Source organism: Hyphomicrobium sp. D-2 (genome assembly GCF_029872155.1).
In the GTDB taxonomy this organism is placed as follows: domain Bacteria; phylum Pseudomonadota; class Alphaproteobacteria; order Rhizobiales; family Hyphomicrobiaceae; genus Hyphomicrobium_A.
In genome coordinates, this window is record NZ_JARXLA010000004.1 from 21467 (window position 1) to 35359 (window position 13893).

At 62.3% G+C, this 13893-nt stretch carries 7 protein-coding genes; 3 read left to right on the plus strand and 4 right to left on the minus strand.

The features are described from left to right. Positions 1-19: 19 nt before the first annotated feature. Both QEZ49_RS08655 and phaZ read right to left on the minus strand, forming a co-directional pair. Positions 20-385, minus strand: coding sequence for a hypothetical protein (locus QEZ49_RS08655; protein WP_280386049.1), 366 nt, complete (start codon positions 383-385; stop codon positions 20-22). Positions 386-396: 11 nt separating this feature from the next. Then, positions 397-1704, minus strand: coding sequence for a polyhydroxyalkanoate depolymerase (phaZ, locus tag QEZ49_RS08660; protein ID WP_280386051.1), 1308 nt, complete (start codon positions 1702-1704; stop codon positions 397-399). Positions 1705-2022: 318 nt separating this feature from the next. On the opposite strand from phaZ, the gene QEZ49_RS08665 reads away from it, so the two are divergent. The 3 genes from QEZ49_RS08665 to QEZ49_RS08675 all read left to right on the plus strand — a co-directional run bounded on the left by QEZ49_RS08665 (position 2023) and on the right by QEZ49_RS08675 (position 6712). After that, complete coding sequence (locus tag QEZ49_RS08665) at positions 2023-4398, plus strand: AsmA family protein (RefSeq protein WP_280386053.1); 2376 nt, start codon at positions 2023-2025, stop codon at positions 4396-4398. Between the two features lie 254 nt (positions 4399-4652). Next, entirely contained in the window at positions 4653-5216 is a 564-nt protein-coding gene (speD, locus tag QEZ49_RS08670; RefSeq protein ID WP_280386055.1) for an adenosylmethionine decarboxylase, read from the plus strand. Between the two features lie 134 nt (positions 5217-5350). After that, positions 5351-6712, plus strand: a complete 1362-nt coding sequence (locus QEZ49_RS08675; protein WP_280386057.1) for a GDSL-type esterase/lipase family protein — start codon at positions 5351-5353, stop codon at positions 6710-6712. Between the two features lie 528 nt (positions 6713-7240). Here QEZ49_RS08675 and QEZ49_RS08680 read toward each other — a convergent pair. Beyond that, positions 7241-8686, minus strand: coding sequence for a glutamate synthase subunit beta (locus QEZ49_RS08680; protein WP_280386059.1), 1446 nt, complete (start codon positions 8684-8686; stop codon positions 7241-7243). A gap of 101 nt (positions 8687-8787) precedes the next feature. Continuing rightward, on the minus strand, positions 8788-13509 hold the full coding sequence (gene gltB / locus QEZ49_RS08685; RefSeq protein ID WP_280386062.1) for a glutamate synthase large subunit: 4722 nt from the start codon (positions 13507-13509) through the stop codon (positions 8788-8790). Positions 13510-13893 lie beyond the last annotated feature (384 nt).

The following is a 13893-nucleotide window of genomic DNA, read 5'->3' on the forward strand; positions in this document are numbered from 1 at the left end:
ATCCTGCTCTGTTGGAGGATCAGCGGTCGTCGGTGACGTCGCCGATACCGGGATCAGGCACGACATCCGCGCCGCGCACATAAAGGACTGAGCCGTCCTCGCGCTCGGCTTTCATATATTTGTTGAAGCCCAAACCGAACTCTGGCTGTTCCAGCAGGCGCTCGCCGGAAAACAGGATGATGCAACCTTCCGGCGCCTGATCTTCGCGCCGCGAGTCTGCGGGCGCTTCGTCGGCATCGATCAAAGTCTGACGTTCATGGCACGCCAGCACGTTGCCGGACTTCACCATCCAGACGCTGTTGGCGTGGGCTGCGGCAGTGAGCGTGCAAAGAGCGAGCGGGATAATGGCCGCTCGCACAAGGTTTGCGTGTTTCAGGCGCTTCATGGCTGGGCCGATCACACCGGCGAAACGGCAAGCGCCGGATGGTGCACGCGGCGGGCCGTGCGCTCCGTTGGCGTTGAACCGCGCTCATATTCAACTGTGCGGATAAATTCGCGAATGCGCGGCTGAATTTCCGTCCGCCAGCGCGTGCCGTTGAACACGCCGTAGTGGCCGACGCCCTCCTGCATGTAATGCAGCTTCATGTCGTCGGGGATGTTCTCGCACAGGTCGTGCGCAGCCTGCGTCTGGCCGATGCCGGTGATGTCGTCGCGCTCACCCTCGATAGTCATCAGCGCGGTGTCGCGGATTTCTGAGCAGTCGACCCGCATATCCCGATGCATCATCGTACCTTGCGGCAGCGCATGATCCTGGAACACCGTTTTTACGGTCTGCAGATAGAACTCCGCAGTCAGATCCATCACCGAGAGGTATTCGTCGTAGAAGGTCTGGTGCTGCTTGACGCTGTCGCAGTCGCCCTGAACGAGATTTTTGAACAGATCGACGTGCGCATTCATGTGGCGCTCAAGGTTCATTGTCATGAACCCGGTGAGCTGCATGAAGCCCGGATATACGGGGCGCATGAAGCCTGCATGCGGGAATGGCACCGTGGAAATGACGTTCTTCTCGAACCACTCAATCGGGCGATCTTCAGCCAGCTTGTTGACAGCAGTGGGGTTGCGCCGCGTGTCGATGGGGCCGCCCATAAGGATCATCGATGCGGGCTGGCACGGATCGTCCGTTGCCGCCATGTGCGCAACGGCGGCCAGTGTCGGCACCGCGGGCTGACACACGCCCATGATGTGCGTATCGGGGCCGATGACGCGCAGGAACGAGACCAGATGGTCGATGAAGTCGTCGAGATCGAAGCGGCCCATCGCCAGCGGAATGTCACGGCAATCGGTCCAGTCGGTGATGTAGACCTCGTGCTCGGGCAGCATCGCCTGCACGGTGCCACGCAACAGCGTTGCATAGTGGCCGGACATCGGCGCCACGATCAGCACCTTCGGATCGTAGCGGCGGCCGGTGAGCGCGTTTTCCTCACGCTCGAAGTGCAGCAGGTTGCAAAACGGGGTCGATGCCACAACATGCTCGCGCACAGACACCTCAACACCGCCGACGTGCGTTGTCTTGAGGCCGAAGGCGGGCTTGCCGTAGCGTCGCGTGATGTTCTCGAACACTTCGCAGGCGGCGGAGAGATGTTTGCCGTAGGGCGTGGCGGCGAACGGGTTGAACGGCCAGTCGAGCGCACTGCGCAGCCCGCTTACGCCGAAGCGCATCGGAGAAAGGACAGCGTGGGCTAGCTCATAGGCATAGTAGTGCATCGCCGGGCCTCCTGCTGCAGTGCAGCGTCATTTCAGAGCTCCGCATGTCTCACGACATGGAATATGCATTTTAGAAAAGCATCACACTGGAGCTACTGCCAAGCGAAAATCATATAAGTTTTTTGTAGCCATGCTGTTTCTTTTCAGACACTTCCCGCAGCGCGGTGATATGGCGCTGTTACAACCAGGGGTGATGGTCGCCAGCGTCGCACCGCGTGGCCGCATCCCAAAAGTGCCGTTTAATTGTGGTTTTGTGCGCTGCCCGATCGGATTGCTGCGTTCGCTGCGTCCGCTTTCGACAAGCCAACAGAGGCCAATATGACGAACACCAGGCCGCCCGGCAGGGGCTCCCCGCATCATCCGCAGCGACCGGTTTATCCGGCTAATCCGCGTGGACAACAGGCCTACGGTGCAAACCTGCCCCATGGTTTTGCGGGTGAACGGCGCCCAATCCAGCCACCGCCGCCCCGTCGCGGCTCGCCGATTCGCTCGCTGGCGATCTTTGGCGGCCTGGCTTTGGTGGTGGTTGGCGGCGGCGCGGCGGCGTTTCTGGCCATGTCGCCACCGACGGATCTGCTGCAGCGGGAGATCATCGCGGCCGTGAAGCGCGAGACCGGCCGCGATCTGGTGATCGGCGGCGGCGCTTCGTTCACCCTGTTCCCCTCGGCCGGCGTGCGTCTTAACGATGTCAGCCTGTCGCCGCCCCCCGGCATGGAGGGCGAGCCGCTGGTGCGGATGACGAGCTTTGACGTCGGCGTGCGCCTTCTGCCGTTGCTCAGCCAGCAGGTGGTAGTGGACCGGGTCGAGCTGAACAATCCGGTTTTCGTGTTGCGCGTTGATGCCGATGGGCGCCGAAGCTGGGATATGGCAGCTGTTTCCGGGCATGACGTTCCGGCGTTGCCGGGCTCGGAAGGGCGGCGGCTGCGGTTCGGCGGCCCTCTGATGCGCAGCGGCGGTCTGATGGATCTGATTGTCAGCCCGGCGCATGCGGCTGCCCCCGGCCCGGCGGCGATATCGCTGAACGAGATCGTTATTCATAATGGCGCCCTGCGCTATCAGGACGATCGCAACGGCGCTTGGGGCCGGTTCGATGGGTTGAACGCGCACTTTTCCATGCCGGCCATGGATGCGCCGCTTAACGGCTCGGGTCTGCTGATGGCAGATGGCGAGAAGTTTTCATTCAAGACGCAGTTGACTACTCCGGCTGATCTCGCGGCCCAGAAGCCCGCCAAGCTGGCGCTTTCGATTTCCGGCACGCCGTTGAGCCTCACCTATGATGGCACGGTTGGCGGCGAGCAGGGCGCGGGCAGCATCGTCGCCAGTTCGCCTTCTCTTTCGGCCTTTGCCAACTGGTGGAGCAACGGCAACGCGAAGCTGCCGCCGCAGCTTGCATCCGGCGAAGTAACTTTCAGCGCCAACATGAATGCCAATCCGCAGGGCGTGGCGTTCTCAGCGATTGAGTTCAAGGCTGGTCCGGCTGCCGCCAAGGGGTCGGCAAGCTTTGCGGATCGTGCAGGCGAGAGGCCGCTTGTTACCGCCGATCTGGCGGTTTCCGGGCTGGACTTCGCGGTGCTCTCCCTCGCCGCTGACCTGCGCCAGACGGGCAGCGGTGCAGCTCAGGCTGCTGCGCCCCGGCCGACACCGCTAAGCTTTGATGACTTGCTTGGGCCGGGCGAGAAAGCCGGCGAAGAGCAAGGCTCGCCGCAGTCCATTGAGGAACTGCTGAATGCGCCGCATCCGGGCCCCCGCGTGCAGGGCTATACGCGCCGGGCAGGCTGGAGCGATGAGCCGATCGATATCAAGGCGCTGGGGCTTGCGGACGCGAATGTGCGGCTGGCGCTGGCGAACGTCACCTATAAGGAGACACGTATCGACCGCGCCCAGGTGAACATATCGGTCCGCGATATGGTGGCGAAGGTTAATCTGGCCGACGCGCAGCTCTATGGCGGCACCGGCAAGGGTGTGATCACGCTTGATGCCTCATCTCCGCAGCCGGCATTTTCATCCAATATCGATCTGGCGGGTGTCGATGCCGGGCCGATGCTGCGCGATGCGGCGGAAGTGGATTGGGTGAGCGGCCGGGCGAATGTGGCCTGGAATGTTTCGGGCACGGGCAACACCGAGGCGGCGCTGGTGGCCTCGCTCAATGGCACTTCACAGGCTTCGATCCGCGACGGCGCGGTGGCGGGCTTCGACATCGGCAGCGCGCTGGGTGCTCTGGCTAACGGCAGCGTGCCGAACCTTGAGCGCGATCCGTCGCGCCGGACACCATTCCGGTCGCTGACAGGAACGTTCACCATTACCAACGGCGTCGCCAGCAACAACGATCTGCAACTCGACAGCCCGCATGTTCATGCGAGCGGCGATGGCACGGTGAACCTGTCGCAGCGAACGCTGGACTACACGCTGCGCCCGAAGCTGGTGGCAGATCTCGGCGGCGATGGCGGCGAACGCAATGCGCTGGGTATCGAGGTTCCGGTGCGCATTACTGGCCCTCTGGATGAGCCGCGATTCGCACCCGATATCGCCGGCGCGCTGAACAGTCAGGGCACTGTCGACGCGGTAAAAGAGATCGGCCGCCAGTTGAAGGGAAAGAACGCGGGCGAAGTGGTGAAGGACCTGTTCGGCAAGGAAGAGGGCGGCGGTCCGTCTAAGGCCGAAAAACTGCTCGAAGGGCTCTTTGGCAGGCAGTGAGCCTCTCATGAGCCACATGGGCGGAAAGGGCCTAAAACAGGCCTCTAAATGGCTTTTTCGACCACTGAGCTTTACGGGCGAAACTGCGACATAGAATTTTTCGATTAGGGGCAAAATTTCGCTTGCGTAGGGGGGGGGTTGGCCTCATATGACCCCTCTCCGTTCGTCCACCTGCCCCTAAGGTCGAGGTTTTCCAGAACCCCCAAGGTAAGGAGCGGACGGGTCACCTCTATCTGCTGGTTGGGGAGGGTCATATGGCCTTTAATGACACCCTCTTCCAATTGGGGATGGACTTGACTCGTTCAAGCACCGCCCAAGAGGAAGATCATCGTGTGCCTGCGCCTGTTGTAGCGCACGACGATAGGAAAGACTATTTCATCGAGCGTGACGGGATGCGCTACGCAGGAACCCACCTTCTGGTGGACCTGTTCGGCGGTCGTCGTTTCGATGACATCGAGCACATTGCAAGCACGCTCAAGCGTTGCGCGGACGCAGCGGGGGCAACCCTTCTGCACACGCATCTGCACCACTTCTCGCCGCAAGGCGGAGTGGCGGGCGTTGCCGTTCTGGCGGAGAGCCACATCTCCATTCACAGCTGGCCCGAGGCTGATTATGCAGCCCTCGACGTCTTCATGTGTGGGAATGCTCAGCCGGAAAAGTGCATCGAGATCCTGCGCGAAGCCTTCAGCGTCCGCGAAGTCGTGGTGAAAACCCACCATCGCGGCACTGAGCTGGAAGACCGTAAGTGGCAGGCTGTCCGGCCCAAGCTGGCTCCTGTACAGATGAAGAGCGCGAGGCGATCGAAGCGCGCAGCCTGACGGCTGTCTGCTCGGATTGGCCCTCCCCGCTCTTCCGGCCTTGTTTCTGCCTTGTCCTTGGGCGACGCAGCGGTGAAAATGCCGCTGTGTCGCTCAGGATTCGGGTGGGTGGCCAAGCGCAGGGGACGATGGTCGTGATTCGCGCTCTCCTTATTGCCGTATTGTGCGCGCTGTTCAGCAGCGCGCCTATGCTGTTGCGCGTGCCGATCGCTTCGGCGCAGGAGCCGGGGCTCGGCGGCAGTTTCATCACGCCATTCCCAAGCAACGACATTTATCAGGTCCAGATCGTCGGCGATTGGCTGGCCGAAGGTGTGCTGGGCGGTCTCGCCGGCACGTTCAACGGTGGCCCAGGCGTATCGATCTCGCGCCGCCGCTATCCGTTGATGGGGCTGATGAGCCGTGGCGCGGCCTCCGAGCTTGCATCGCTTGAGCAGACATTTGCCAGCGATCCCAGCCATATCGCCATCGTCATGCTGGGCGTGCAGGATCGCTACAGCCTCAATCGCACCCGCAGCACCGCGGGCCTTGAGGAATGGCGTTCGAACTATGGTGCCCAGGTCGACCGCGTGATGAAGCTGCTGAAGCGGGGCAATCGCGCGGTTTATTGGGTCGGACTGCCGAATATGCGCCGCTGGCAGGACAACGAGCGCGCGCAGCGCATCAACGATGTCATCCGCGAGCGCGCATATATCAATGGCGTCCGCTACATCGATGCCTATGCCATTTTCCTGGATGAAGGTGGCGGCTACAGCGATTGGGGCCCGGATATCACCGGCAAAAGCGGCCGTTTGCGCGACCGTGACGGCGTGCATTTCACCCAGGCCGGTTATCTGAAGCTGGCTCACTTTGTTGAACGCGAGCTGAAGCGCGACGTAACGCAGGCGCGCAATGAGCGCGCAATTCCGCTGGCGGGCGATGAGGCCGAGCAGTCCAGGGTCAATCCTGACAAGGCCCGTCTGCGCGCCGAAACCGCCAAAGCAGAGGCTCGGGCGAAGTTGGCCAAGGGTGGCGCTACCGGCAATCAGTTGCTGGCCATCGCTGCCGATGATGGCGCGCGCGATCAGAAGCAGGAAACGGGCAAGGTCGATCTCCGGGTGACAGGGCCGGACGGCACCGAGCAGGTGGTGACGGTTGAGATTGTTCGCCCGGCCATTTCGGCCTCGGTTGTTGCTCTGGTCACGCGCAAGCGCAGCGACGACAAGGCCGCGCACATGGGCGACGTGCTGGTGGATCAGATCCCCGGTGGCCTGACAGTGATGAGCTCGATCGTTCCGCCGCGAGGTATGGACGGCACGCGTCGGCGTCTGTCTCCGACGCAGAGCCCCTATTTCCGGGTTTTGGAGCGCGGTGAGCGGTTACAGGCCAAGCCCGGCCGGGCCGATGATTTTGTCTGGCCGCGGCCTCAGTTCACCGCTGAGCTGCGCGGTATTGGTGATGAGCCGCCGCCGATGGCGGTTGTGCCGGGCGATGGTGCCACCGGCAGCGCTGGGCCCTGATCATTCTTTTCTGGTCTATTCTTCGTGGTGCTGTCCGCCCCACGGGCTATGCACGCGCATGCTCGCCCAGTTTAACGGCGGAGCTGGCGTCGGTGTCGGCGGATGCAGCCATCAAGCGAGCCGCGCCACTCATGCATCTGCGAAGAGCATGCGTAACTGGCGTGGATCCCGGCCGTCGTCGGGATGACGGTGCGGAGAGGGTAACGTGGGGCGCGCACCAATCAGCGCTGGCGGCCAGCTGTGCGGAGCACAGTCGCCAGCATCACCTAAAAAGCGCCAGCGGCCGGCTCCGCGGAAGCGGAGTCGCTGGCGCCAGAGAAGAAAACAATGGCGGCACACAGGCAGACTGCCCCCGCAGTTGTAACATTGCCTGCGGCCGCCACTGTCTCCGCGGCCCTGCCGGTGGCTGGACCGCGAAGCTTGAAACCTTGCCGTGCCGCGGGCGGGAGATTCCCGCCGTGGGTTCGTTAGCGCTGGCTCGGCAGGCGGTGCGCGCGCGATCAACCAATCATCGCGCGCTGCCGCCGCTCAGCGCGGCAGCGTGCTCGTGCCCATCAGGAACGTATCGATCGACTGCGCTGCCTGACGCCCCTCGCGGATCGCCCACACCACCAGAGACTGGCCGCGCCGGATGTCACCGGCTGCGAACACCTTCGGCTGGCCCGGCACGCGGTAGTCGCGCTCGTTGGCATCGATGCCCTTGAAGCGACCGCGCGGCACTACCGGCAGGCTGAGATCGCTTACGACGTCATCTTCGAGAGGGCCGGAGAAGCCCATGGCGAACAGCACGAGGTCGGCTGGCAGTTCAGCTTCGGTGCCGGGGATGGGCTGCATGCGGGCATCAACCTGCACGTAATGCAGTTTCGTCACCCGGCCGTTCTCGCCGGAAAAGCCCGTGGTCGAGACGGAGTATTCAACCGCAGCGCCTTCCGCCTGGCTGGTGGAGATGCGCAGCTTGAGCGGCCAGTGTGGCCACGACAGCGTTTTGTCCTCGCGCACGGGTGGCTTGGGCATGATCTCAAGCTGCGTGACCGACTTCGCGCCCTGGCGCAGCGACGTGCCGATGCAATCCGATCCGGTGTCGCCACCACCGATGACGATGACGTGCTTGTCCTTGGCGAGGATGTCGCTCGGATCGGTGATCGCGGGCGGGATCTCACCGGAGACACGGCGGTTCTGTTGTGGAAGGAAGTCCATCGCAAAGTGTAGGCCGGCAAGCTCGCGGCCCGGCGTGCTGACGAAGAAATCGAACGGCCGCTCCGAACCGCCCGCAAGCAGCAGCGCATCGTGCGTGTCGGCCAGCTCCTGCGTCGTGATGGTTTTGCCGACGTGCACGTTGCAATGGAACGTGACGCCTTCGGATTCCATCTGGCGCACGCGGCGGTCGATGACATCCTTTTCCATCTTGAAGTCAGGGATGCCGTAGCGCAGCAGGCCGCCCGGCTTGGCGTGCTTTTCGTAGACGTGCACTTCGTGGCCAACGCGCGCGAGTTGCTGCGCGGCTGCCATGCCAGCGGGGCCGGAACCAACGATGGCGATACGCTTGCCGGTGCGGCGCGCGGGCAGGTCCGGCGTCGTCCAGCCTTCCTCAAACGCGCGGTCGGCGATGGCGCATTCGATGGTCTTGATGGCCACCGGAGAGTCGTCGATGTTCAGCGTGCATGCGGCTTCGCACGGCGCCGGACAGATGCGGCCGGTGATCTCCGGGAAGTTGTTCGTGGAATGAAGGTTCAGCGCTGCCTGCTTCCAGTCGCCGTGAAAGACGAGATCGTTCCAGTCGGGGATCTGGTTATTGACCGGGCAGCCGGTATGGCAATAGGGCACGCCGCAATCCATGCACCGCGCGGCCTGCGTCTTGGTTGCGCTTTCGCCCAACGGTTCAACGAATTCGCCCCAGTGCTTCAGCCGTTCGGCGACCGGCGCATACTTGCGCTCCATGCGCTCGAATTCGAGGAAGCCCGTTACCTTACCCATGATCCCGCTCCTTTGTGCGGTGCCGAGCCCTTCGGGCTTCAGGCAGTGATGCCGGGCTCTGCGCCCGATTGTTGTTAGCGCGTGTACTTGCCGAGCCGGCTTCAGGCCTTGGGAGCCTTGAAGCCGATCTCGATTGTCTCAAGTCCATCCGCGTCTGCGGCCTGTGCCTTCGCCATCTCCGCCAGTGCCTTGCGATATTCCACCGGCATGACCTTGCGGAACTTCGACAGATACTCGCGCCAGTTCGCGAGAATGGCCTGCGCCTTCGACGAGTTGGTGTAACGGGCATGGCGCGAGATGAGCGCATGCAGGCGCTCGGCATCGTTGCGCGTCATGTCACGCATCACTTCAACGAGGCCGTGACTTTCAAGGTCGCCCTGCTGACCCATCAGCCGTTCCATGATCTCTTCTTCAGCCTCAATCGGCTCAAGTTCGACCATCGCCATGTTGCACTTGGTTTCGAAGTCGCCCGTTTCATCCAGCACGTAGGCGATGCCGCCTGACATGCCGGCAGCGAAGTTGCGGCCGGTATTGCCAAGCACGACGATGCAGCCGCCGGTCATGTATTCGCAGCCGTGATCGCCGGTACCTTCAACGACAGCCGATGCGCCGGAGTTGCGAACCGCGAAGCGCTCACCCGCAACGCCGCGGAAGTAGCACTCGCCGGTGATGGCGCCGTAAAGCACCGTGTTGCCGACGATGATGCTGCTTTCTGGCTTGATGCCGGAGTTGGGATCGGGCCGCACGATGATCTTGCCGCCGGAAAGGCCCTTGCCGACATAGTCATTGCCTTCGCCGACGAGATCGAGCGTCACGCCCTGCGCGGTCCAGGCGCCGAAGCTTTGGCCGGCCGTGCCCTTAAGCGTCAGCCAGATGGTATCTTCCGGCAGGCCCGCATAGCCGAAGCGCATGGCAACTTCGCCCGAAAGCATCGCGCCGGCGCTGCGGTTGACGTTGGTGATCGGCACATCGTGCTTCACCGGTTTACGCGTTTCCAGCGCCGGACGGCAAAGCTCGATCAGCTTCCGGTCCAGCACCTTCTCAAGCCCGTGGTCCTGACGCTCGGTGTGATAGATGCCGACGTCATCGGGCATGTGCGGACGATAGAAGATCTTCGAGAAGTCGAGCCCCTTCGCCTTCCAGTGCGCGATGGCGTTCTCCTTGTCGAGCACTTCGGTCTGGCCGATCATCTCGTCGAAGTTGCGGAAACCGAGCGCCGCCATGTACTCGCGCACTTCTTCGGCGATGAAGAAGAAGTAGTTGATGACGTGCTCGGGCTTGCCCTGGAACTTCGCACGCAGGACTGGGTCTTGCGTCGCGACTCCGACAGGGCAGGTGTTGAGATGACACTTGCGCATCATGATGCAGCCAGCGGCGATCAGCGGCGCGGTGGAGAAGCCAAACTCATCGGCACCCAGCAGCGCGCCGACGATGACATCGCGGCCGGTGCGCAGGCCGCCGTCAACCTGCACCGCGATGCGGCTGCGCAGTCGGTTCAGCACTAGCGTCTGATGCGTTTCGGCAAGACCGATCTCCCACGGCGAACCCGCATGCTTGATGGAGGTGAGGGGCGAAGCGCCCGTGCCGCCTTCAAATCCGGAGATCGTCACATGATCGGCACGCGCCTTGGCGACACCGGTTGCAACCGTGCCGACGCCCACTTCCGAGACCAGCTTCACCGAGACGTCGCTCTTCGGGTTGACGTTCTTCAGGTCATAGATGAGCTGCGCCAGATCCTCGATGGAGTAGATGTCGTGGTGTGGCGGCGGCGAGATGAGACCGACGCCCGGCGTTGAGTGGCGCACCTTCGCGATCACCTGATCGACCTTGTGACCGGGCAACTGACCGCCCTCGCCGGGCTTGGCGCCCTGGGCCATCTTGATCTGGATCATGTCGGCGTTGACGAGATATTCCGTCGTCACACCGAAGCGGCCGGAAGCGACCTGCTTGATGGCGGAGCGCATGGAATCGCCGTTGTCCATCGGCTTGAAGCGATCCACTTCCTCACCGCCTTCGCCGGTGTTCGACTTGCCGCCGATCCGGTTCATGGCGATGGCCAGCGTGGTGTGCGCTTCGCGGCTGATGGAGCCGTAGCTCATTGCGCCGGTGGCGAAGCGCTTCACGATGTCGACGGCGGGCTCCACTTCATCCAGCGGCACCGGCGTGCGGCCAAGCTCTTCGGCGGAGCGGATGCGGAACAGCCCGCGCATGGTCATGAGCTGCTCGGCCTGATCGTTCACCTGCTTGGCGAACGCGCGATACTTGTCCGGCAGGTTGCCGCGCACGGCGTGCTGCAGATCCGCCACGACACCTGCACGCCAGACATGCGCTTCGCCGCGCACGCGGAATGCGTATTCGCCGCCCACTTCCAGCGCGTTCTCCAGCACCTGACTGTCGCCGAACGCTGCCTTGTGGCGATCGACGGTTTCCTGGGCGATTTCGCGCAGGCCGATGCCTTCAATCTGCGTGTGCGTGCCGGTGAAGTAGCGCTTCACGAACGACGAACGCAGGCCAATGGCGTCGAAAATCTGCGCGCCGCAATAGGACTGGTAGGTCGAGATGCCCATCTTCGCCATCACCTTCATGATGGCCTTGCCGATAGCCTTTATGTAGCGCTGCTTCAGCTCATCGGCCGTGACGCCATCGGCGAACTCCGGCAGCAACTGCTCCAGCGTCTCGAACGCGAGATAAGGATTGATCGCCTCGGCGCCATAGCCCGCCAACGTGCAGAACTGATGCACTTCGTTGGCTTCGCCGGTTTCGACGACAAGCCCCACCGAAGTGCGCAGACCCTGCTTGATCAGGTGGTGGTGCACGGCGGACGTCGCCAGCAGCGAAGGAATGGGGATGCGGTCCGGCCCGACGGCGCGGTCGGACAGAATGATGATGTTGTATTCCTTCGAGCGAACGGCTTCTTCGGCTTCCGCGCACACGCAGTCCAGCGCCGGGGCCATGCCTGCAGCGCCCTGATCCGCCGGATAGGTGATGTCGAGCGTGATGGACGAGAACTCGTTGTCCTTCACCTCGCCGATCTGGCGCACGCGCTCCAGATCCTCGTTCGTCAGGATTGGCTGATACACCTCAAGCCGCTTCTGGCGCGACGTGCCCTCAAGATCGAGGATGTTCGGACGCGGGCCAATGAACGACACCAGGCTCATGACAAGCTCTTCGCGGATCGGATCGATCGGCGGGTTCGTCACCTGCGCGAAGTTCTGCTTGAAGTAGGTGTGCAGCAGCTTCGACTTGGACGACAGCGCCGAAATCGGCGTGTCCGTGCCCATGGAGCCGATGGCTTCCTGGCCGGTCTGGGCCATCGGCAGCATCAGCACCTTGATGCTTTCCTGCGTGTATCCGAATGCCTGTTGCAGATCGAGCAGGCTGACATTGGGCTTCGACGCAGAACCGCGCGGCGTCGGCAGCGGCAGATCGGAAACATGGATCTGCGTGCGCTTCAGCCACGTCTCATAGGGGTTGGAAGCCGCGATCTCAGCCTTCAGTTCCTCGTCGGAAACGATACGGCCCTTTTCAAGATCGATCAGCAGCATCTTGCCCGGCTGCAGGCGCCACTTCTGTACGATGGATTCTTCCGGCATCGGCAGCACGCCAGATTCCGACGCCATCACGACCAGATCGTCCTTGGTGACGAAGTAGCGTGCTGGACGCAGGCCGTTTCGGTCCAGCGTTGCGCCGATCTGGCGACCGTCCGAGAAGCACATGGCGGCCGGACCGTCCCACGGCTCCATGAGGCATGCGTGATATTCGTAGAAGGCGCGGCGCTTGCGATCCATCGTCGGATTGCCGGCCCACGCCTCCGGGATAAGCATCATCGCCGCGTGCGGCAGCGAGTATCCGCCCATCACAAGGAATTCGAGCGCGTTGTCAAAGCAGGCGGTATCCGATTGTCCTTCGTAGGAAATCGGCCATAGCTGCGAGATGTTGTTGCCGTACAGCGGAGACGACACCGAAGCTTCGCGCGCCGCCATCCAGTTGACGTTGCCGCGCAGCGTGTTGATCTCGCCGTTGTGGGCGACCATGCGATAGGGATGCGCTAGCTTCCACGACGGGAACGTGTTGGTCGAGAAGCGCTGGTGCACCAGCGCCATCGCCGAGATGACGCGCGGGTCGGAAAGATCGGTGTAGTACGCCTTCACCTGATACGAGAGGAACATCCCCTTGTAGACCAGCGTGCGCGACGACAGCGACACCGTGTAATGGCCGATGTCGCGATGCTTGTAGGCATCTTGAATGGCGTTCGAAACGATCTTGCGCGCAAGATAAAGCCGGCGCTCGAAATCGTCCTGGTCGAGGATTGACGAAGGCCGTCCGATAAACACCTGACGGTGTACCGGTTCGGTCTCGCGCACCATTTCCGACAGCGATGAATTGTCGATCGGGACGGAACGCCAGCCAAGCAGTGAAAGCCCCATTTCCTTGACGATGCGCGTCCACACACGCTCGCAGTGCGCGCGCAGACGTGCTTCGCGCGGCATGAAGATGTGCCCGACAGCATACTGGCCCGCTGGTGGCAGCGTGAAGCCAAGCTTGCGGCATTCATCCTTCAGGAAATCGTGCGGGATCTGAATAAGTATGCCGGCGCCATCGCCAGCGAGCGGGTCGGCACCAACAGCGCCGCGATGCTCAAGATTTGCGAGAATTTTCAGCGCATCTGATACGATGTTGTGCGACTTGCGCCCCTTGAGATCGGCGATAAAGCCAACGCCGCACGCATCGTGCTCGTGCGCGGGGTTATACAGCCCCTGAGCTTCGGGCATTCCACTGGCGGAAACGGACACACCACGGCTGTTTTGGTGACTCTGCGTCATTGCAGCGACCTTTCAAGGTTCGCAGCAGTTAAACACTGCTCGATCAGACGGAAGTTATTGGAGCCGCGTCAATCGCAATTATAGCGAGGCGGCGAATTCAGCGTCAGATTTTAAACGAGCTGATCCGGCGGCTTGCTTGTGAGCAGCGGCCGTTTGAAACCCAGCAGCGATTTAGCGGATTCAAACCGCATTCTCGTTAAACCTCGCTCGATCCCATCGGGACGGCGAACTGAGCCGAGCGTTTGCGCTCAACCCAGAGCAAGACAGAAAGGACAGCAGCACTGACCTTTCGACTGACATTGACAGATTTCTAATCGCTGCACAAGCACCAATGAACATGCGCACATTGTCCCTGCCTTCAATTTAGGCAGTACGCCGAAAAAC